Genomic DNA, 20,310 nt, shown 5'->3' with positions numbered 1-20,310 from the left:
AACCCAGTCCTTGCTTGCAAGGGCTGGGGGTGTAACAATTCGGTGAGTCACGCTACTCTATATGTTTTCGAAGAGGCTTCCTCTTCATTTCAATAATCTAAATTAATTTATATCAACACTGAGATTTGAGATTAAACTCTCTGTGCGAATTCTCATATTTTGGATCTTTATTGTGGTGTTGGAGCTCCTACAAAAGATCAGCCTAGTTATCCCATCGGGCCTGCACATTTTCTAGCAAGGATACAACCCCAAAGATAAAAATGGCCGTCATATCCGAATGCTAACATCGAAAGCAGTTGTAAGGGTGATGTTGCTATATCCAATACGATCGAAAATGGATACAAGGCCGGATATAAGCTCCAGATTCCTTTCTCGTCTTCCTTTGTGTTCAAACGATAAGGTAATGATATAAATAGGATCCCACTTCTTAAATCCTGAACGGCTCCGGTAATCTTAAAAACTTTGCTCTCAGTCCTAAAAATTCCACTGGTATCAGGATATTCATATTGGACTGCTATAAGTTTTTCTTCCTTTGGTATAATGAATTTTCTAATTTCTAACTCTTCTTCTTTTGCTATTTTTATATTGTCAGGAATTTTTTTTACAGGCTTTTCCAAATGGTTTAAAAAGATCTGAAACCCACTTCCTCCTCCGTATAGATAGATCTCCTCCTTCGTTTCCAATTGCAAACGTAAGTATCTATTGAGACCATTACCTTGAAATAATGTTGCTGAAACTACTTCTCTTCCTTTGAAATATTTCAGATAATCTATTCTGGGATAATAATATCCTGAGCTTAGCTGATAAGGAGCTGGAAAAGGAATAGTAAATTTATCGAATCCTTTTTTTGAATAAAGAACAACTCCAAGATCCGGTATCCACATTCCGTTCTTCAATTCCGGAATTTCTTCTACCTTAAGGTTTTGAAAATTTAAAAGATCAGATTGACCGCAGGTTTGGGAAGATTCTGTTCTTTGGTAATAAGTGTCTACATAAGAAAGAGATTTTAAGCTAAAACAAATAGTTTTCTCTTTGATGTCCCTATCTTTTGTATCCTTGGATGTATAAACAGCAACATGATAAATAACTTTTAGTTCTGATTCAGAGCGTGATATTTGTTGGATCTCTCTTGCGCTTTCCTGTAAGAAAGAAAGATGATCTCTTTGTTGGGAAATACTTCTGGAATGTTTGGCGGCTACTGCAAACGTAAAACAATTCCAGAACATTCCACATGGTAAAACAAACAAAAGGATTTTCTTCATAACAAGCTCGATTTTGTTTTAAATGAGACTGTAAGATTTAAGAACTTAAATAAAAACTACTCAAGTAATTTTTCGCTCAATAATTCGTGAACTACACCTGCTCCTGCCATTCCTCCAGAAGCTGCAGCTAATAAAACTGAATGGGCACCACTTGCATTATCCCCACAAGCATAAACTCCATCTACACTTGTCTTTCCTCTTTCTCCAACTTTATAGAAGCCAGTTTGGTCTTTTTCGCAGCCGAGCTCTTGTCCGATTGTGGATTTTAGTTTGAATGGAAATGTGGGAAGTGCGTAAAGACCTTCTCTTTCTATATTCTCTCCATTTTCAAAAGTGACACTTTTTAGTTTTTCTCCCTCATATATAAAACCTGTGATCTTATCTTCTATGAAACGGATTTTTTTCTTATTCAATAAGTCTTTTTGCTCTTCCTTGAATTCTGCTTTTCCATTTGTAAAAATAATTAAGTCGGATGAAAGATCGTATATAAGAGGAAGCATATAGAATAATGTTTCTCCGTTTCCAATTAGTCCTAACTTCGAACCTCTCACTTCAAAACCGTGACAGTAAGGACAATGGAAAATTGATTTACCCCATAGTTCCTTATAACCAGGGATCGGAAGGTATTTGTCTTCTACGCCATATGCAAGAATGACTTTTTTGAAATGAAAAGTTTTATCTGAGGATAATTTGGCAACAAAGCCTGATATAGATTTTTCTACAGAAAGAACACTTCCTTCGAAAAAATTGATCGTATCGTATTTTTCTAGATCCTTTCTAACTAATTTTCTCCATTCAGCTGGATGGATCCCATCTCTTGTTGGAAAATTATTCAAATGAGAAGAAGCAGCATTTCTTGGACGACTGTCGTCGCAGACCAAAGCGGTCCTACTCATTCTTCCTAAAGCAAGTGCTGCGCTGAGTCCTGCCGGACCACCGCCTATAATTAATACTTCATAATCGAATTTCATTTTGTCCTCCTTGAAGAACTTTGATGATTATAATTATTGAAATTTTACCATACTAAAAACTGTAAATACATTTGGTAGAAATCTGGAATTTTTTGATTTTATTCCGAATTTAGTTGCTTTATTGATACCGATTAGGTATCAATAATCTATGGATTTATCTAAATTAAGATCTTTCATCGTAGTTGCCGAGGAATTAAATTTTAGAAAAAGTGCTGAAATTTTGGGAATATCCCAACCTCCTTTGACAAGATTGATCTCCTCCTTCGAAGAGGAGCTTTCTACTAAATTATTCGAAAGATCTACGAGGCATGTAAAACTTACTGGGGCAGGAGTTCATCTTCTGAAAGAAGGTAGGGAGATCATTGCGAAAGCAGAGAAAATAGAAAAAGAAGTTCGTTCTATCGGTAAACTCAAAGCCGGGGGACTTAGTATTGGTTTTTCCACGACTACTTTTATGGCGAGTTTACCACAGATTATCAATGAGTTCCAGGATCGATTTCCCCGGATCAAACTGCAACTTCAGCAGGAAACTCGAAATCGGATCATCAAGGGTTTAAAATCAGCTCAATTCGATATTTGTTTTTTAGAAGGAGACGTTTTTGATCCTCGTTTGGAAAAACATCCAGTTCATGACGAGGTGCTTGGTGTTCTTGTTCCTAAAAAACATCCTCTAGCTAAAAGAGATGAGATTGAGTTTAAAGAATTAAAGGATGAGACCATCATATTACATCCTAAAAAAGACTCAGGTAGTTTTTATGATACGATCTCTTCTCTATTTAAACAAAGTGGTATTAAACCTAAGGTTTATATAAAGAATGAAAGAGAAAGTTGCCCTATATTAGTGGCCACAGGTAAAGGTGTTTCTCTTACAATTTTAGGTGCACAGAATTTTGCACCTGCTGACACTAAATTTGTTCCGATCAAACAATTGTATTTACCTGTTTCTGTCTTTTATACTCCGGAAAATCAAAATCCTTCTCTAAAAACTTTCTTAAGTTTTGTATCCGAAAGTAGTTTTATCAAAAACAAACATGCGGAATGCCTCATGGACGTGATGAGACTTTAAATCAAGATAAAAAATCGCCAATTATGGTGTAGATTTTCCTTATTCAGTCCAAGCAACTTGGATCTCTCTTGGACCAACAAATGGTAGTCTTCCGTGAGAAACTGAATAATTATCTATATAAAGAATATCGTCCTTCTGCCAGGAGAAAATTTGGATATTCTTCCAAAAAACATTTACAATTGTTTTGATATCTTTATTAGAAATTTCTGATCCATCTCCGTATGTTGCATGAACATCTAAGTCTTCAGATTTACTGAATAATTTTTTAATTCCGGTCAATAGGTTCAAGATTAGATAAACTCCAAGCCCTCTTGCAGTTTTCTGTCTTTTGAAAACATACTTATATTCTAATCTGGGAGAATCTATATGAAATGTTTGGCTATGATTATGCCAAGCTTTGGAGCCTGCAATGGGATGTTTTCTGACACCTACTTGAGAATTAATTAATCTTAATTTATTTCCTGGCAGCCATTCATGCTCAAAGTCCTGCTTTTTTATCTCCTTCTCCGCCTCTTTTTTATCCGTAGTCTTAAACATTTCATTCCAAGGTTTTGTTTTCCATAGACTATAACGAGAAGCTCCGGGACCATCATAATGGCGGATATACTTGATCCCTTGTTTTTCCACTTTGTCTGAAATATGAGAAGGCATATCTCTCAAAACAGTTCTTAGATCTGTGATTGGAGTTTCTCCGTTTTTGTTAGGAGCTACCTTTGCATAAAAGAAAAGTTTTTTAGGAGGTTTATTTAAGAAACTCATCTCCGCATGTTGCATGATAGGATAAGCAGAAGGAAGTTCACTCGCTGTATGAACAAACTTTGTCTTTTTATCTCTGGGAGAAGTGCCCAAATATGCTTCAGACAAATTAGGATCCAAACCCAAAGCAACCTTTTCAAAATTTTCGGAAGAACCTATATTAAAACCTCTGAATAGAATCGCTCCATAGATTAATAGATCTCTTTGTATTTCTTTATGGTTCTTCTTGATCCAGCCTGTTAGAAATTTTAGATCTGCTCTCTCCGGAGAAGAAGGAGAATAAACGATAGGAAGATTTAAACCTTTGATAAGATATTTAGAGACTTCTTCTGAAGTTTTTGACGGACTAGTTTTCTTCTTTAATAAATTCGCATTTTTGACCAGGGCCTTCTTTTTCCCTGAAGATCGAACAAGACTAGTAGCAGACATATTGATTCCCCTTAAGAACCACTTCAGCGAAAGCTTCGGTATGCTTCGATTTGTATATCTAATATATTGGAATAAAAATCGTTATTATAGATAATGATTTATACAAATGCACATTATATTAAGTATTCGTTCAAAATTTAGAGGCGGCTAGGAAACTGGATCGACCTAAGGGACTTTCTCACAAAACTTCCTCCAACTTATGAAATTATCCAAATTATTAATAGCGAATCGGGGAGAAGTTTCCATCCGGATTGCGAGAGCTGCCGGAGCGTTAGGAGTTCCTACCGTCTCCATCTATTCAGAAGATGACCTGAATTCCAGGCATAGATTAACGTCTGATGTTTCCTTTGCGCTCAAAGGAAGAGGCGCGAAAGCATATTTAGACCAGGAGGAAATAATTTCCATCGCTCTCCGGGAAGGTTGCGATTCCATTCATCCAGGTTATGGATTTTTAAGTGAGAATCCAGACTTCGCAAAAAGATGTGAAAATTCTAAAATCAATTTTATAGGCCCAGATTCCAAGACACTTGAGATATTAGGAGATAAACTAAAGGCAGTCCAACTCGCAGAATCCTTAGGAGTTCCTACCTTGCCTGGGCTTCGTAAGGTAATCGATCTGAAAGAAGCAGAAGAATTCCATTCTAAAAATGGAATATTTCTTTTAAAGGCGATTTCCGGAGGTGGTGGAAGAGGGATTAGGATCGTAAATAACTCCGAAGAATTAGCCACAATATTCAAGAGTTGTTCTGAGGAAGCTTTACATTCATTCGGAAATTCCAATTTATACGCTGAAAAATATCTACCGATCGCAAGACATGTAGAAGTCCAGGTTTTAGGAGATGGTTCCGGGAATATTTTGCATTTTTGGGATAGAGATTGTTCTCTCCAAAGGAAAAATCAAAAATTAATCGAGATCGCGCCTGCTCCTTTTTTAGATCCAAAACTCAGAGAAAAGATTCTAACTTATTCTTTAAAAATTGCTTCTCATCTTTCTTATAGAAGCTTAGGCACTTTTGAATTTTTGATCAACCCTGATTCTGAAATTTATTTTATAGAATCCAATCCTAGATTGCAGGTGGAACATACGATCACTGAGGAAATTATGGGAGTAGATCTTGTAGAGGCTCAACTGGAGATTGCTTCTGGAAAATCTTTCCAAGAGATTGGTTTAGATCAGAAAAACATAGGATCTCCTAAAGGTTATGCAATCCAGATCAGGATTAACTCAGAAAGCTGGGATCAAAAAGGAGAGATCATTCCTTCTTCTGGAAAAATAAAAGTATTCGAGCCAAGTTCAGGTCCAGGGATCAGAGTCGATAGTTCTGCGTATTCAGGTTATGAGCTAGGTCCTAATTTTGATTCACTACTTGCAAAGTTGATCGTTCATTCTAAAAGTCTTACATTCTCTAAACTGATCCATTCAGCGTATCGCGCATTATCCGAATTTAGGATAGAAGGTATCAAAACAAATCTTCCTCTTCTTCTAAATGTATTCAAAAACAAAGAATTAGAATCATATTCTGTTTGGACTAAGTTTATAGAAGAGAATATTTCAACGCTTCTAAACTTGAATTCAATAGAACATAAAAAATATAATTTTGAGCCTGCGCAGAACGGAGTTTTAGAAAACTCTAAAATTAAAGAAGACATTCCAGAAGGATTACATTCTTTTCATTCTCCCATGACCGGAAGTCTGATCGAAATTTATCCTAAAGAAGGAGAGCAGATCAGAAAAGGAGAAAAGATTGCACTTCTTTCTTCCATGAAGATGGAACATCTTTTGCATTCTGAAATTACTGGTATCATTGAAAGAGTTTTGATCAAGCCAGGAAAGGTTGTTTCGGAAGGAGAAACACTGGTTTGGATCCGGGCAGAAGATTTGGAACATTCTTCACAGCAAAATGAAGAGGAGATCGATCCGAATCGAATTCGTCCTGACCTGAAAGAAGTTTTAGATCGTTTATATTTGAATGAAGATATTTCCAGGACCCAGGCAGTTTCCAAACGTCATAAAAGAGGGCAAAGGACTGCAAGAGAGAATGTGGCAGATCTTTGTGATCCAGGAAGTTTTATAGAATACGGAAGTCTCGCAATTGCTGCCCAACGAAGAAGAAGAACTCTCGAAGAATTGATCAAACTAAGTCCTGCAGATGGGCTGATTGCAGGACTTGGCACAGTGAATGCAGAACTATTTGAGCCTCATGTATCAAGAGTTTCTGTATTAGCTTATGATTATACAGTTTTTATGGGAACCCAAGGTGCAATAGGCCATAAAAAAACGGATCGATTTCTGGAAATGGTAGAAAGCCAAAAACTTCCTTTGGTGTTTTTTACAGAAGGCGGGGGAGGTCGTCCCGGAGAAGTGGATGTGCCAGCAGTTGCTGGTTTGGATCTACATACATTTCGTAAATATGCAGGTTTAAAAGGAAAAAGTCTGAGGATCGCCATCGCTGCAGGAAGATGTTTTGCGGGGAATGCTGCATTATTCGGCGCAAGCGATATTAGGATCGCTACAGAAGATTCTAATATAGGAATGGGTGGACCAGTTATGGTTAAGAGTGGAGGACTTGGTAATTTTTCTGCGGAAGAAATTGGTCCTGCAGATGTCCAAACCAAAAATGGTGTAATTGATATTCTTGTGAAGAATGAAGAAGAGGCAGTTTTTACAGCTAAAAAGGCTCTTTCTTATTTCCAAGGAAATATCAGAAAATTCGAATATAAAGACCAGAAGATCCTAAGGACCTTAATTCCAGAAAATCGTTTGAGGTCTTATGATATTCGTTCTGTCATTTCTTCCCTGGCGGATACTGATTCTGTTTTAGAATTCAAAAAGGATTTTGCAAAAGGAATTGTGACTTCTCTTATCCGAATAGAAGGGAGGTCTTTAGGTTTGATTGCCAATAATCCAACTCATTTAGGTGGAGCAATCGATGCAGAAGGAGCAGAAAAGGCTTCTGAGTTTGCTGAATTTTGCGACCTTAATAAACTTCCTATATTATTTCTTTGTGATACACCTGGTTTTATGGTAGGACCGGAAGCTGAGAAGAAAGGACTCGTGCGTAAAGCTGCGAAACTTTTTGAGGCAGGTGCTTCTTTACAAGTTCCAGTGTTCACGATTATTCTCAGAAAGGGTTATGGATTAGGTGCAATGGCTATGGCTGCTGGAAGTTTTCATTCTCCCGTATTTACAATCTCTTGGCCGACTGGTGAGTTTGGTGCAATGGGCATTGAAGGAGAAATTAGAACAGGATATCAAAAGGAACTTTCAGAAGTGAAAGATTGGAAAGAGAGACAAATTCTATTTGAACATTTAGTTTCTGAAGCTTACGAAAGAGGAAAGGCGATCAATATGGCTTCTTATCTAGAAATAGACGCGGTGATTGACCCGTCAGAATCCAGAAAATGGATTGTCCGAGGCTACAATTCCTGTATTTAGAGAGATTCCAGTTGGAAATAAATGTTTTCTGAGTTCGCATAAAGATCTTGATTAGATCCGGATCTATGTTTAGATTTTCCCCTCAACCTGGGAGGTATTCATGTTTAGAAACCCTAAAGCAAAAATTATAGCTTTATTCACCGTGATCGCTTTGACCATTTCCTTCTCTTATTTGAGTGCTCAAACTTCGAACGTTTACGGAACTTATAAGGTAACAGGTACAAATCCGAACGGAAGTAAATACAAAGGAAGTGTTACGATCACTTTAAATGAGGATGGGTCTTACAATTTTGAATGGTCTGTAGGAAATAGTTTTTCTGGAACAGGTACTTTGAGTGGAAGCACTTTAACAGTAGATTGGGGCGATACTTACCCAGTTATCTATACTGTTAAAAATGGTGGAAATCGATTAGAAGGTACTTGGGGGAACGGAACAGGTACTGAGATACTGACCAAATAAGATCTACTGATACAAAAAATCCCCGGTAATGCGGGGATTTTCTTTATTATTCTTTTCTAATTCTTTCTAATTAGATCGAAAAATCTTCCAAATATTCTACATATACTTTGGCTTTTCTGATCCTTAAATAAACTGTTTCACCAGGTAATAGATTCAATTCTTTAAAAGCAGATTGGTCTAATAATGACTCGATTAGAGTTCCTGAATCTAAACGTTTTAATTCTATTCTTACATTTCTACCGGTAGAATGAATATACTGGATTTCTGCAGGAATACCTTGGGAAGAAGTTCTGGAAATTTCTACGTCATAAGGTCTAACGTAAGCAACTCCTTCTTTATCTACCACGTCTGAATGTTCAGGTGTTTCTACATTTAGATCGCCTATCTTTGCAGTTCCTTCGTGGATCCTTCCATGGAATAGGTTTACATCGCCTAAGAAATGGAATACGAAAGGAGTTTTAGGTTTATTATATACTTCGTCAGGAGTACCGATCTGCTCGATTTTTCCGGATCTTAAGATAACGATAGAATCGCTGACTTCCAATGCTTCTTCTTGGTCATGAGTTACGAACACACTTGTAATATGGATCTCATCATGAAGTCTTCTGAGCCAGGTGCGTAATTCTTTTCTAACTTTTGCATCCAAGGCTCCGAAAGGTTCGTCCAAAAGTAAAAACTTAGGTTCAATTGCTAAAGCTCTTGCTAATGCCACCCTTTGTCTTTGCCCTCCGGATAACTCGAAAGGAAATCTTGCATGGAAATTTTCTAACTGAACAAGTTTCAGAAGTTGGAATACTTTCTCTTGGATCTCTTGTTTAGAAGGTCTTGTAGATCTTGGACGGACTTTTAGACCGAATGCGATATTCTCAAAAATTGTCATGTGACGGAAGAGAGCATAATGTTGGAATACGAATCCTACTCCTCTGTCCTTGGAATTTTTGGATTTGGATTTTTCTCCATTGAATAATACTTCGCCTTCGTCAGGAGTGTCTAAGCCTGCAATGATCCTAAGTAGAGTGGTCTTGCCGCTTCCGGAAGGTCCAAGTAATGCGACCAGATTTCCTTCAGGAATGGTAAGGTCCACTTGGTCCAAGGCTTGGAATTTTCCGAATCGTTTGCTTACATTTCGAATCTCTATGGACATTCTATACTCCTAAATCTGAAAATCCTGAGGACCTTTCTTTTTTTTTGAATTTTTTTCCCCGACAAGTTCTTCAGGAATCACTATCTCTTCTCTTCGATGAAGATTTCTTTCTAAAATTGTTTTTAAGAGTAGGGTAAGTAAGGAAAGGAATACAAGTACAGAAGCCGCAGAAAATGCTCCCACAGAATTATACTCATTGTACAACATTTCTATTTGTAGAGGCAATGTATTCGTTTTTCCACGGATATGCCCTGATAATACGGAAACCGCTCCGAATTCTCCCATCGCTCTCGCGTTACAAAGAATTAATCCGTATAATAGTCCCCATTTAATATTCGGGATAATAATTTTGATAAATGTTTGGTAGAGAGAAGCACCGAGTAAAATCCCAGCTTCCTCTTCTTCTTTTCCCTGACTTTGCATTAAAGGGATTAGTTCTCTTGCAACAAAAGGAAGTGTGATAAACACAGTTGCTATTACAAGGCCTGGAGTATTGAATACGATCTTAATATTCCATTCTTCTAATACATCTCCCATCCATCCTTGTTTTCCAAAAAGTAATAGGAAGATAAGACCAGATATTACGGGGGAAACTGCAAAAGGTGAATCTATAATGGTAAGTAAAATATTTTTACCTGGGAATTCGAACCTGGTTAATAGAAATGCAGCTATCAATCCGAATACAGTATTCAAAGGAACTGCTATCGCTGCTACCTTCAATGTCATTAACATTGCGGCGATCGTGTCGCTATCTTGTAATCCTTGTAAATAAGCGTCCCAACCTTGAGCAAATGCTTCTAAAAAAACTACTGTGATCGGTAAGATTAGAATGATGAACGCAAGCACTAAGACCGAAACGATCAGAGTTAAGCGGATCCAAACAGATTCTGCTTCTTTCATCCTAGTCTCCTAGAGGCTCTGTTTTGCAGATAGTTAATCCCAAACATGATCGTAAAGGATAGAACGAGCATTAGTACCGCGATCCCGGTGGCCTTTGCGTATTCGTACTGTTCCAATTTGGTAACTATGAGTAGCGGAAGAATTTCAGTTTTTCCTGGAAGGTTTCCTGAAATAAAAACAACTGATCCGTATTCTCCAATCCCTCTTGCAAACGCCATACTGGTTCCTGCGAGTAGAGAAGGAATCAACTCTGGTAAAATAACTTTTGCGAATGTTTGGAATCTATTCGCTCCTAAACAATATGCACTTTCTTCCAGTTCTTTAGGAAGATCTTCTAAGATTGGTTGAACAGTTCTAACTACGAAAGGAAATCCAATGAATACCAAAGCGATCACAATCCCGATCGGGGTGTATGCGATCTTGATCCCATAAGCTTCGAAATATTTTCCTATAAAACCGTTAGGTGCATAGATTGTGGTAAGCGCGATACCAGCAACCGCTGTAGGAAGAGTGAATGGAAGATCCACGAGTGAATCTAAGATTTTTTTACCAGGGAAATCATAACGAACCAAAACCCAGGCAAATAAAAATCCTACGAATAGATTGATAACGGCTGCGACTCCGCCCGCTCCAAAACTTAAATACAGAGCCTGTTTAATTCGATCCTCAGAAAGAACTTCCCAAAGTCCAGAAACACCTAAGGTTGCAGATTTGAAAAATAATGCGGATAATGGAATGATTACTAGAAGGCTTAGGTAGAAGACAGTGAGCCCCAAGGACAGACCAAAGCTTGTTTTAGAATAAGGACGAAAAATTAGCTTCAAACAGGAAACCCTTTGAGTCGATTCTTGAGAAACGCTCTATTTCGTCAAACCAAGAGCCGCCTTGAGGCGGCTCCCTTTTTATCAATGTCAGTTGGAGTTCCTACTTACTTCTTTGCTTCGCCGTAGATTGAGTCAAAAAGACCACCGTCAGCGAAATGTTTTTTATGAGCTGCCGCCCAAGAACCTTCAATACTTCTTACATCGAATAATTGAAGTTTAGGGAATTTAGCAACATTCGCTTTTAGGATAGCTGCATCATTTGGACGGAAGAAATGTTTAGCGACGATTTCTTGGCCTTCTTTAGTGTATAAGAATTCCAGGTAAGCTTTTGCTACTTCAGTGGTTCCTTTTTTAGCAGCCACTTTTTCAACGATTGCTACAGGAGTTTCAGCAAGGATACTTGTGCTTGGATAAACCACTTCGAACTGAGCGACTCCACCGTTTGCTTTTCTGGACTCGGATAGAGCAAGTTCTGCTTCATTTTCCCAAGCAAGAAGAACATCACCGATTCCCCTTTGAACGAAAGTAGTAGTGGATCCTCTGGCACCAGTGTCCAGGACAGAAGTGTTCTTATAGAGATTTTTAACGAACTGAGTTGCAGCTTCTTCTGTTTTGTATTTTTTCTTAGCGAATCCCCAAGCTGCTAAATAATTCCAACGAGCTCCACCAGAAGTTTTAGGGTTTGGTGTGATCACTCCAATCCCTGGTTTTACAACATCGTCCCAATCTTTGATCGCTTTAGGGTTACCTTTTCTAACTAAGAAAACGATTGTAGAGTAGTATGGAGTAGAATGGTTCGGGAATGCTTTCTCCCAATCTTTAGAAACAGATCCACCGTTGGTAACGATGCTATCGATATCATAAGCGAGTGCAAGAGTTACTACATCCGCTTCTAATCCGTCGATTACCGCTCTAGCTTGTTTTCCGGATCCGCCATGGGATTGTTGGATAGTAAGGTCTTTGCCAGACTTCTTCTTCCAAGATTCTACGAATTTCTTATTAATTTCTTCGTAAAGCTCCCTGGTCGGGTCGAAAGAAACGTTTAATAAGGTGTCATTCGCGTAAGCGGATAAAGAGAAGATACCGGTTAAGGCCAGGGCGCCGATTCCTTTGGCAATTGACCGTAGTACAGAATTATTAGATTTTGCTTTCATAAGGTTCACTTTTACGTCCCTTCCGACGATAAGTCGGAATTTTTATCCAATAAATTGGATATTTATCTGTTATAGTCGGAATGCCTTTCTTTTTGTCAAGAAGGGTTTTATATTTTAAAACATTTTTTTCCTATTTTGAACGCTTTTTTGATTCGATCCCTCAGACTTCGGTTAAAGCGGATTTTCCAAAAAATGAATAAGGCCTTCACACTCTTAATTCTGATATTTTTCCCATTCTTCTTTTCTGGATGTTCCGAATCTTTTTCAAAAGTAGAACATCCTTCTATTGTCCAGGGAGTACTTGAATTAAAAAATTATGATTTGGAAGAGCAGGGGCCAATTCTACTTTCTGGGCTCTGGAAATTCAAATGGTTGTACTGGAAAAGTTCAGGATCAGAAAGTCAGAACTCCTACGAGATAGTCAGTGTACCTTCTTCCTGGAATGGTAAGAACGGATCTAGATTGGGGGAAGGTTATGGAACCTATGAACTTAATCTTAAACTAAATAGAAATTATGGAGAACTTGCATTTATCTTACAAGAGCAAAGCTCTTCTTACTTTTTGTATGTGAATGGCAAACTTTTAGCCTCTTGCGGAGAAGTGGAATTTCCTTCTTCTTCTGATATTACCATTTTTGAAGTCAAACCTGCCTGGTGTAATAAACTAGTGAAGTTCACTCCTGAGGGAGAGGATCTGCATATAGACATGCAGATCGCAAATAGGGACCATAGACTGGGAGGTTTTTGGGCACCTATTCGATTTGGAACTGCTTCTACCGTAGAGAAGACATGGAATGCAGAAAGATTTTTGGATCTATTCTTAGCAGGAGGATTATTCTGTATAGGTCTACTCCATCTTATCTATGCTGTTGTGCGAAGGGGAGAAGCTGCCTCCATGTATTTTGGGACCTACTGCGTGATCATGGCGGCAAGAGGTTTATTCTCAGGCACAAGGATCATTTCAGAATATCTTGATTTTCTAAAATACCATCACTATGTCAGGATAGAATACGTTACATTTTACCTAGCAATCCCTGTTTTTTTAAGTTATATACTTTCCGTTTTTCCTAGAGAGTTAAAACGGATCCTTGTAGATCTTGTATGGTGGATCGCGATTGGTGCTTGTATTGTAGTTTTAGTATTTCCTGTCAGAATATTCACTTTCACCATTACTATTTATTATCTGGTGGCGTTTCTTGCAGGAACACTCGGATTATTTTCTCTTACTAAAGCTTCTTTAAGAAGAAGAAAAGGTGCACTCATCATTCTAGCTGGTTTCGTGTTTGTATATGCTGCGATGATCCACGATATCTTATACGCGACATTCTATTTGGATACAGGATATTTTACAAATATTGGCGCATTCGTATTTATAGTTGCTCAGTCTGTATTCTTATCTATCAGAAGTTCTGAAAGTTTGGACAGACTTTTGGATCTTTCCAGGAATTTAGAAAGAAGGGTAGAAGAGAGGACCAAACAACTTAGAAATGCACTTCGTCTTATCCAAAATGATCTGAATGTTGCAAGAGAGATCCAAAAAGGACTCTTAAATTTAGAAGATGCCACTGCAAAGAAGATAGGGCAAATCAAATTTGGGATCCTCCATAAACCATTGGCAGAAGTAGGCGGAGATCTTTATGATATCACAGAACTTCCAAGCGGAAAGATCCGCATCTTTTTAGCAGATGCAACCGGACATGGGATACAGGCAGCACTTATCACAATACTGATCCGAAGTGTTTACGAAGACCTTAGATTAAAAGAAGAAAGTCCTGGAAAATTACTCTCAGAGATTGGCTCCCAATTCCATGGTAAGTATGGAAATGTTTCCACATTCTTCTCCGCATCCATTTTAGAAATTTCACCTGATGGAAAAAATCTCACTCTTTCTTTGGCAGGATCTCCTCCAGTTTTAGTACAGACAAAAGACGAAGAACATATCATCGAATGCGAAAATCCGTTAGTAGGTCTTTTAGAAAATTTCCATTTCGAAGATAAGGAGATACTACTCACTCCAGGTTTTAGGATTCTCTGTTTTACGGACGGACTCACTGAATCTTCCAGACTTCCTGGAGATTTTTATGGAATAGAAAGGGTGCTCGCCTCCCTAAGAACTGGAGACACTCAAAGTTTAGAAGAATTATTAAGCGGCATCCAAGAAGATCTATTCAGATTTTTAGGAACTTCTGAACCCAAGGACGATATACTAGTCTTGGGAATAGAAGACCAACGTTCCTAGGTTAGAAAAACATTTATTCTTTCGGGAATATCGGAACGTTTTCTAGTTTTATTGTATTGGACCCCGAAAATCATGGTTAGAGAGAAGGTGAACGGGTCCATACTTTTAAGAATGGATCCCGAAATCGTTACCTTGTAGAGGACCCTATGGCATTCAAGCTCGACGGGGCAAAATTCCCCACCTTGGAAGAGTTGATTACGGCTCTGTATCCATTATATGCGGACAAGATGAGCGAAGCTGAATTTAGAAAGTACGTTCAAGAGAATGTAAAAGAGGAATAGTCTTCCTCTTTTTGCCCCGAGCTCTCGGGGCGAATCCTTCCCCTTAATATCCTCTTTTGCTTGTCAATTCCAGGGGTTTTCCTTACCCTCTCGGCATGCCTTTTTTTCAGAAAAAATGGAGACTTGCTCCGGCTTGGCGAAGGCCCTTATTACTTCTCGCCTCATTCTTAGTTCTTATTATCAAATTCAGATTTTTATTTAGCGAAGATACTCTCTCTGGTTGGAGCCTTCATGCCCAAACCCATTTGGCAGAGATCTACGATTCATTTTTGGATAATGGACAATCTTTGGGTTATGATAGCCGCTGGTTTTCTGGGATGCCTGTCTTCTACTTTCAGCCTCCATTCTTCTATTTTATGGTCGCCGTACTTCATAAAACTGTCTTCTTCTGGTCCTCACTTTCTCTTTCTTTTAATATAGGAGTTCTTCTTTCTATATTACTTTTTACGTATGCATTTATCAAGTTCAGTCTTTTGCTCCTAAGTGAGACAAATCATAGAGCAAATACTGTGATGCTTGCAATGTCAGGGCTTCTGTTCTTCTTTTTATGCGCGGGAGAAGAGCCGTTCGGACTTTCCTTAGTCGGCTTATTCAGTGGTTCTGTGACAGGATTTTTCGGACTCGGTTGGAGTTTATTAGGTTTTTATTATTTAGAAAAATATAGGACCACGGGAAAATTATCCTCTCTTTCTAAATATCTGGTAGTAAGCGCTTGCGTTTATTATTCGGATCTTCCTTCTTCTTTGTTCTATCTAGTTTCCCTTTTAATCTATTTCTTATTCTTAGGAGAAGAGCTTGGGAAAAGAGCATTTTCCATCGCATTCTTCATTCCATTGATTGTAGCTACGCCTGTTTGGTGGAATTTTTTGAAATATTCTTCGTACCGTGCGGAAACTTTCCCAATGGATACGACTCCCGGACTGATCTCTATTTTAGGCTCAGGAGCATTAAAGCCGATTTGGGAAGGAAGTGGAGTGATCGCTTTCTTATGGAATTTTATCATAGGATTACATTGGATACAGGTAGTATTCCCAGCGCTCTTTCTATTAGGAATTCGTTCTATTCTAAAACGTAAAATTTTTCCACCTGCTTCCAGGTTTGTGTTTTTTGCGAGTTTGATCTTTTATTGGATCGGCGTGGATACGTCTCTTTCTAAATTTTTCCCTGGTTTAGGATTTCCTTGGTATAGAGCATTAGATCTTTCTTTATTATTTTTAACTTTTTCGGGTTTGGAAACTGCAGTTCATTTGCTGAAAAATAGAACTTCTTCTTTGACCGCGCAATATTCAGTCGCTGCACTTTTGTTCTTTGCATTAGTAAGATTCTTCTTATGGCATCCAGAGTTAGAATGGAAAGAGAATACTACATTCTTAAAAGACAGTTTCTCAGCTATGGAAATGAAAGATGTAGAAGTTGCACTTTCGGAACTTCCTAAAGATTCTAAAATTTTTCCAGAAATCGACTCTCATAGAAAATGGGGGGACAGTCCTTTTACATTGGGACTGTTGATCAGAAGAGCAGGTCATAGAAGTTTATTAGGAATGGAAGCGGATGCTTCTTTGACTTCTCTTGCGCTTCAACCTTATTTAAGTCGCTATCTCCCATGGACTGCTTGGAAAAAAAATCCAGGGTATGAAGAAGAACTTTCTTTGGAAGATGCAGGTATTGGGCTCCACAGATTTTTGCAGGCGAACGGAACTTCTTATATTATAGGTTCCACTGAAAAACTTTATAAAATCCTAAAACTAAATCCGACTCGTTTTGAATTAGTAAGAGGTTGGGTGAATAGAGAAGGATTGCGCACAAATGATTCTCCTTCTGAAACTTACGAAAAAGAATTGGAGAATAAATCTTTCTTATTCCTATTTAAGGTAAAAAATCCAGGTGCAGATATTGCGGTCCTGACTGAAAAACCTTGGGGAGTTGCTGATTATAAGGAACTGAGCGGAGGTAAATCACTTCGCCCAAAAAGATTCTTGTATAATACAAACGAAGCGATCTTGCACGAAGGATTAGATGCAGGAATCGTATTCGCTCGTATCGGCAAAAAGGAAATAGAAGCAATCGGACCTAATTATAATAATTGGTTCCAGGGTTTGCTAGTATTGAATGTTCCTAAAGAGCATAATACTTGGAAGGAAGAATTCAAATCCAAATACGGAGATCTTTCATTCTCAGATAGAAATGAATTTTTAGGCAGATTTTTCCCTGTAAAAGAAAAACCTAAAGAACCAGTATTATTACCTGAACTCCCGATCTTACCTCGTATTTATTCGGATGAAGAAATTTTTGCAGGACCTGAAATTTCTTCTGCAGAAAAGCAGGAACAATCTACATTAGAAAATCATAATTGTAAACTTATTCGAAGATCCTTCTTTCCTAGTTGGGAAGATGCGGAAGGTGGAATATTATTCCAGACCCAGAGGAATGAAATTTTGGTTTGTTCTCAAAAACAGAATTCTGATCTGAAATTTATTAAGGGGAATTCAGTCTTCTTGACTATCGTCCTTTTCCTTCTGCCAATTTTCTTTATATTCTCTTCCTTTGTGAAAGGAAGGTGGTTTTTCCGTTAATGGAACTGTACGGCAATAAACCGTACTCTAAACTTCAATTCGTTTCGAATTCACTTTTAGTGTTGTTCGGAAGTATTCTCATTTTAGGGCTCTGGCAAAAATGGAGCCTTTATATTTGGGGGAATATTTTCATTCACGGCTTAGAAGGTGGACTCGTCGGAGCGATTTGTGATTGGTTTGCTGTTTGGAAAACTTATAAAGCAGTTGAATCCGAAAGTGAAACAATCGCAGAAGAAATTGGCCGCTGGGTTTCTTCTGACCTGATCAGTGAACATAAATTAAAATCCTATTTAGACGGGATCTTGGATGAACCTGAAAATATCCAGGCGATCAGAGAACTTTTAGACAAACATCTGAAAGGAGAAAAAGAAGTCAGAGAATTCTTAAATCTGATCTGGGACAAAATAGAAGAAGATATAGTATTATATGTTTCTAATTTTAAATTTTCAGGTGCAGATAAACAAATCTTACATGAATTGAATAGTCGCAAGGAAATACTCTCCACTGTTCGGTTCTTGGTGGGAGAAACCCTGATGAAGGTTTCAGATCATCAGGATTTCGGAGAAAGGGTCCAAAGAATTACTAAAGGACTTTCTTTTCTTGCAAAACCTTTGATCTGGCTTATCGATCCACAAAAAAGGATCAAAGAATTCGGAGAAGGCCTAAAAGAAGGAAAAGATTTTGAAACTGAAGAGGAAGAAGTCCTATTTGAATTATACTCCATATTCTCCGAATGTGTAGAATTATATATAGGTTCCTGGAACGAGTTTCCAGTTGAGAGAAGAGAAGAAGCTGTTCGTGCCTTAGCGGATTTCGGCAGAGAACAATTGAATCGATTGATCAGTGAAGTTGTTCTGACACATAAAGAAGAAATTTCTAAATTAGAAAATCTAAGAGAATACGGACCGATCCGCTCCTTCTTGGAATTTTTAAGTTCTAAAACGAACGAATCCGTTTCGCAATATGTGGGGGAACAGATCTCTAAAGGGCTGAAATTATTGGAACCCAAACAATTCAGGGAAAATTTAGAACTAAAAACCAGAAGAGTACTAGAGAAGATCAGGATCAACGGAAGTTTATTGGGTTTTTTAGTTGGATCTGCAATAGGATGTATCGTCTTATTATTCGAAGGAAAATTAGGATTATAATCTCTTGCATAATTTGCAGGTTATTGTTTAATATTCAAGATCATGGAATTCAAGCGGATTTATATTCTTCTACTCTGTGTAGTATTTAGCGGATGTTATTCGAAGACTATCTTCTTCTTCCAAAATATCCGAATGAAACCTCTTCCCCCTCAGGTAGAGCAAAGTTTATACAAACAGAATGAAAAAGGATGTAATGAAAATATCCGTAATATTCTACAAAGAATTCCTGAAAAAAATCCTACAGCCACTCATATCAGAGATTTGGAGATCTTTCAGTATGACCAAGGAATGTTCGATACATGTTATCGGCTCTATTATGGTTTGGAGATATCTCAATGAAAGTTTTACGATTTGGGATCTTATCCGTTTTCCTATTTTTATTCACTTACTGCAGCGGCGCTGAAACAATGATCTATCGTGTAGAAAGAGTTGTACCTGCAAAAGAAAGACCAGTCTTCTCTTCTAAAAAAGTAGAGGGAGAAGATTGTGTAGTACAAATTTTTCCTTTTATGTTCGCAAGATATGTTCCTGATCTACAAAGCGCATACAATCATGCGATGGACAAGGCGCCTCCAGGAACCCAATCACTTGCAAGCGGAGAAGTATACACAAAAGGTTTGTATCTTCCTCCTATCTTCTTGTTCCGTTGTATCGTAGTATCCGGGACTCCTAGTTTCGATTAAGGTTCTAAAATATTCCTATCCATCTTGGTTTTAAATAAAGCCAAGATACTTTAAATTTGAACTATCTGAGACAGGGTCGGTCTAAAAAGTATTCACCCCGAAAAGGGGAAAGGAGATAAAAATGGAAGCGGTAGTTCATAAGGCAGGCACGAGAGGGAAAGTGGATTTCGGTTGGTTGAAATCGAATCATACATTTTCTTTCGGAAGCTATATGAATCCGGAAAGGATCAGATTTGGTTCTTTGCGAGTATTGAACGACGATATCGTTGCCCCGGGCAGAGGTTTCGATCCGCATCCTCACCAAGATATGGAAATCATCTCTATACCGATCAAAGGCGCATTAGAACATAAAGATAGCATCGGAACATCTGGAGTTATCAATTCCGGCGAAGTTCAGGTAATGTCTGCTGGAACAGGCATCGTTCATTCAGAGTACAATCATTCTGAAACTGATCCTGTGAACTTTTTACAGATTTGGGTGATACCTGATAAAAGGGGAGCTCAACCAAGATACGATCAGAAAAAATTCCTTCCGGAAGATAGGAAGAATAGATTCCAACTGGTTGTATCTCCTAAAGAATCTGCAGAAGGCCTTTGGATCAACCAAAATGCATGGTTCTCTTTAGGGAATGCAGAAGCAGGAAAAGAACTGCAATATGAGTCCAGGAATAAGAGTGGTGGAGTTTACGCTTTTCTAATATCAGGAAAAGTGAATATTAACGGGACCGAACTTTCGACTCGAGATGGTGCAGGTTTTCCGAGAACAGACCTTCTGAAAGTAAACGCTTTGGAAGATTCAGAACTTCTTCTAATGGATGTTCCTGAGATCCAGTAAGGAGCCGCAGAGTTAAGAGAGAGACACAGAGTTAAAAGAGACGCCGAGATTAGGCACGCAGAGGCGCAAAGTCGCAGAGAGTTTTTAGAAAGGAAATCGAAAAATCTCTTTTGACAATCAATCGGAAATCCTCAGCGTCTCGGCGGCTCT

17 protein-coding genes are annotated in these 20,310 nt (G+C 38.2%); 10 read left to right on the top strand and 7 right to left on the bottom strand.

Going from position 1 to position 20,310, the window contains the following annotated elements:
* Nucleotides 1–206: 206 nt before the first annotated feature.
* Nucleotides 207–1,262, bottom strand: a complete 1,056-nt coding sequence (locus tag EHQ52_RS03900) for a hypothetical protein (protein ID WP_135613949.1) — start codon at nt 1,260–1,262, stop codon at nt 207–209.
* 56 nt (nt 1,263–1,318) lie between these two features.
* On the bottom strand, nt 1,319–2,233 hold the full coding sequence (locus EHQ52_RS03895; RefSeq protein WP_135613948.1) for an NAD(P)/FAD-dependent oxidoreductase: 915 nt from the start codon (nt 2,231–2,233) through the stop codon (nt 1,319–1,321).
* A gap of 148 nt (nt 2,234–2,381) precedes the next feature.
* On the opposite strand from EHQ52_RS03895, the gene EHQ52_RS03890 reads away from it, so the two are divergent.
* Nucleotides 2,382–3,299: a LysR family transcriptional regulator gene (locus EHQ52_RS03890; RefSeq protein WP_135613947.1), complete on the top strand. Its 918-nt coding sequence runs from the start codon at nt 2,382–2,384 to the stop codon at nt 3,297–3,299.
* A 39-nt stretch (nt 3,300–3,338) separates the two neighbouring features.
* Here the strand turns inward: EHQ52_RS03890 and EHQ52_RS03885 are convergent, their stop codons facing one another.
* Nucleotides 3,339–4,484, bottom strand: a complete 1,146-nt coding sequence (locus EHQ52_RS03885; protein WP_135613946.1) for a TauD/TfdA family dioxygenase — start codon at nt 4,482–4,484, stop codon at nt 3,339–3,341.
* Nucleotides 4,485–4,683: 199 nt separating this feature from the next.
* Here EHQ52_RS03885 and EHQ52_RS03880 point away from each other — a divergent pair, with 199 nt between their 5' ends.
* Both EHQ52_RS03880 and lfb1 read left to right on the top strand, forming a co-directional pair.
* A complete protein-coding gene (locus EHQ52_RS03880; protein WP_135613945.1) occupies nt 4,684–7,920 on the top strand; it encodes a carboxyl transferase domain-containing protein in 3,237 nt (1,078 codons plus the stop codon).
* A gap of 100 nt (nt 7,921–8,020) precedes the next feature.
* Nucleotides 8,021–8,380, top strand: coding sequence for an LIC10280 family protein (gene lfb1 / locus EHQ52_RS03875; protein WP_135613944.1), 360 nt, complete (start codon nt 8,021–8,023; stop codon nt 8,378–8,380).
* 70 nt (nt 8,381–8,450) lie between these two features.
* Here lfb1 and EHQ52_RS03870 read toward each other — a convergent pair whose 3' ends face one another.
* From EHQ52_RS03870 to EHQ52_RS03855, 4 genes are all read right to left on the bottom strand, one after another.
* Entirely contained in the window at nt 8,451–9,524 is a 1,074-nt protein-coding gene (locus EHQ52_RS03870) for a sulfate/molybdate ABC transporter ATP-binding protein (protein ID WP_135613943.1), read from the bottom strand.
* A 9-nt stretch (nt 9,525–9,533) separates the two neighbouring features.
* The gene (gene cysW / locus EHQ52_RS03865) at nt 9,534–10,424 is read right to left on the bottom strand and encodes a sulfate ABC transporter permease subunit CysW (protein WP_135613942.1); all 891 of its coding nucleotides are present in this window, start codon (nt 10,422–10,424) and stop codon (nt 9,534–9,536) included.
* Complete coding sequence (gene cysT, locus EHQ52_RS03860; RefSeq protein ID WP_135613941.1) at nt 10,421–11,248, bottom strand: sulfate ABC transporter permease subunit CysT; 828 nt, start codon at nt 11,246–11,248, stop codon at nt 10,421–10,423. The genes cysW and cysT overlap by 4 nt, the downstream gene beginning before the upstream one ends.
* 104 nt (nt 11,249–11,352) lie before the next feature.
* The gene (locus EHQ52_RS03855) at nt 11,353–12,402 is read right to left on the bottom strand and encodes a sulfate ABC transporter substrate-binding protein (RefSeq protein ID WP_135613940.1); all 1,050 of its coding nucleotides are present in this window, start codon (nt 12,400–12,402) and stop codon (nt 11,353–11,355) included.
* A 192-nt stretch (nt 12,403–12,594) separates the two neighbouring features.
* On the opposite strand from EHQ52_RS03855, the gene EHQ52_RS03850 reads away from it, so the two are divergent.
* The 7 genes from EHQ52_RS03850 to EHQ52_RS03820 all read left to right on the top strand — a co-directional run bounded on the left by EHQ52_RS03850 (nt 12,595) and on the right by EHQ52_RS03820 (nt 20,160).
* On the top strand, nt 12,595–14,640 hold the full coding sequence (locus EHQ52_RS03850; protein WP_244244777.1) for a PP2C family protein-serine/threonine phosphatase: 2,046 nt from the start codon (nt 12,595–12,597) through the stop codon (nt 14,638–14,640).
* Between the two features lie 146 nt (nt 14,641–14,786).
* Nucleotides 14,787–14,921, top strand: a complete 135-nt coding sequence (locus EHQ52_RS20305; RefSeq protein WP_008589440.1) for a hypothetical protein — start codon at nt 14,787–14,789, stop codon at nt 14,919–14,921.
* Between the two features lie 95 nt (nt 14,922–15,016).
* A complete protein-coding gene (locus EHQ52_RS03840; RefSeq protein WP_135613938.1) occupies nt 15,017–17,494 on the top strand; it encodes a hypothetical protein in 2,478 nt (825 codons plus the stop codon).
* A complete protein-coding gene (locus EHQ52_RS03835) occupies nt 17,494–18,642 on the top strand; it encodes a DUF445 family protein (protein WP_135613937.1) in 1,149 nt (382 codons plus the stop codon). The genes EHQ52_RS03840 and EHQ52_RS03835 overlap by 1 nt, the downstream gene beginning before the upstream one ends.
* Nucleotides 18,643–18,684: 42 nt before the next feature.
* Nucleotides 18,685–18,981, top strand: a complete 297-nt coding sequence (locus EHQ52_RS03830; RefSeq protein WP_135613936.1) for a hypothetical protein — start codon at nt 18,685–18,687, stop codon at nt 18,979–18,981.
* Entirely contained in the window at nt 18,978–19,325 is a 348-nt protein-coding gene (locus tag EHQ52_RS03825; protein WP_135613935.1) for a hypothetical protein, read from the top strand. Before EHQ52_RS03830 ends, EHQ52_RS03825 begins: the two co-directional genes overlap by 4 nt.
* Nucleotides 19,326–19,446: 121 nt before the next feature.
* Nucleotides 19,447–20,160: a pirin family protein gene (locus tag EHQ52_RS03820; protein WP_135613934.1), complete on the top strand. Its 714-nt coding sequence runs from the start codon at nt 19,447–19,449 to the stop codon at nt 20,158–20,160.
* Nucleotides 20,161–20,310 lie beyond the last annotated feature (150 nt).

Source organism: Leptospira koniambonensis, from assembly GCF_004769555.1.
GTDB classification, from domain to species: domain Bacteria; phylum Spirochaetota; class Leptospiria; order Leptospirales; family Leptospiraceae; genus Leptospira_B; species Leptospira_B koniambonensis.
This window is presented reverse-complemented; position numbering and strand designations above follow the sequence as displayed.

What these genes read in the sequence shown, in the direction of transcription:
- EHQ52_RS03900 (WP_135613949.1), bottom strand. Translation starts at nt 1,262, where the DNA reads ATGAAGAAAATCCTTTTGTTTGTTTTACCATGTGGAATGTTCTGGAAT.
- EHQ52_RS03895 (WP_135613948.1), bottom strand. Translation starts at nt 2,233, where the DNA reads ATGAAATTCGATTATGAAGTATTAATTATAGGCGGTGGTCCGGCAGGA.
- EHQ52_RS03890 (WP_135613947.1), top strand. Translation starts at nt 2,382, where the DNA reads ATGGATTTATCTAAATTAAGATCTTTCATCGTAGTTGCCGAGGAATTA.
- EHQ52_RS03885 (WP_135613946.1), bottom strand. Translation starts at nt 4,484, where the DNA reads ATGTCTGCTACTAGTCTTGTTCGATCTTCAGGGAAAAAGAAGGCCCTG.
- EHQ52_RS03880 (WP_135613945.1), top strand. Translation starts at nt 4,684, where the DNA reads ATGAAATTATCCAAATTATTAATAGCGAATCGGGGAGAAGTTTCCATC.
- lfb1 (WP_135613944.1), top strand. Translation starts at nt 8,021, where the DNA reads ATGTTTAGAAACCCTAAAGCAAAAATTATAGCTTTATTCACCGTGATC.
- EHQ52_RS03870 (WP_135613943.1), bottom strand. Translation starts at nt 9,524, where the DNA reads ATGTCCATAGAGATTCGAAATGTAAGCAAACGATTCGGAAAATTCCAA.
- cysW (WP_135613942.1), bottom strand. Translation starts at nt 10,424, where the DNA reads ATGAAAGAAGCAGAATCTGTTTGGATCCGCTTAACTCTGATCGTTTCG.
- EHQ52_RS03855 (WP_135613940.1), bottom strand. Translation starts at nt 12,402, where the DNA reads ATGAAAGCAAAATCTAATAATTCTGTACTACGGTCAATTGCCAAAGGA.
- EHQ52_RS03850 (WP_244244777.1), top strand. Translation starts at nt 12,595, where the DNA reads ATGAATAAGGCCTTCACACTCTTAATTCTGATATTTTTCCCATTCTTC.
- EHQ52_RS20305 (WP_008589440.1), top strand. Translation starts at nt 14,787, where the DNA reads ATGGCATTCAAGCTCGACGGGGCAAAATTCCCCACCTTGGAAGAGTTG.
- EHQ52_RS03840 (WP_135613938.1), top strand. Translation starts at nt 15,017, where the DNA reads ATGCCTTTTTTTCAGAAAAAATGGAGACTTGCTCCGGCTTGGCGAAGG.
- EHQ52_RS03835 (WP_135613937.1), top strand. Translation starts at nt 17,494, where the DNA reads ATGGAACTGTACGGCAATAAACCGTACTCTAAACTTCAATTCGTTTCG.
- EHQ52_RS03830 (WP_135613936.1), top strand. Translation starts at nt 18,685, where the DNA reads ATGGAATTCAAGCGGATTTATATTCTTCTACTCTGTGTAGTATTTAGC.
- EHQ52_RS03825 (WP_135613935.1), top strand. Translation starts at nt 18,978, where the DNA reads ATGAAAGTTTTACGATTTGGGATCTTATCCGTTTTCCTATTTTTATTC.
- EHQ52_RS03820 (WP_135613934.1), top strand. Translation starts at nt 19,447, where the DNA reads ATGGAAGCGGTAGTTCATAAGGCAGGCACGAGAGGGAAAGTGGATTTC.